Annotated in this window: 1 protein-coding gene; it reads right to left on the bottom strand. The window is 72.1% G+C overall.

From position 1 onward, the window contains the following. A partial coding sequence (locus tag AC1DYK_RS35930; RefSeq protein ID WP_478170609.1) for a hypothetical protein occupies positions 1-420 on the bottom strand: 420 nt, incomplete at both ends.

Genomic DNA, 420 nt, shown 5'->3' with positions numbered 1-420 from the left:
GACCCGGCATTGAGCGCGGTGTTGACCCAGGCGCCGGCCTGCGTACGGCTGCCCGCGTCGACGGACTCGTCCGCGATCAGATACGCGGTGGTGATGGCGGGCGCGACGAACAGTCCGGCTGCGGCGACCACGGTCACCAGGACGTACACGTTCGGCGACACCCCCGCCGCGACCAAGGACAGCCCCAGAGCCGCGCCAAGTACCGTCAGCCGCACCCGACTTGACATGCGCCACGAGACGGCGCCGTACACCAGACCACCGACCGCGCTCCCCGCGGAGAACGCCGCCAGCACCCAGGCCACCGAGGCACCCTGATGACGCTCTTCGGTGAAGGCCACCAGGAGCAGGGCGAGGGCGCCCAGGCACAGCCCCACCCCGGCCGAGACCACGGCGGCGTGACGCAGCCCGACGGTACCGAGC

It is taken from the genome of Variovorax sp. P2_H12 (genome assembly GCF_056403395.1).
This window is presented reverse-complemented; position numbering and strand designations above follow the sequence as displayed.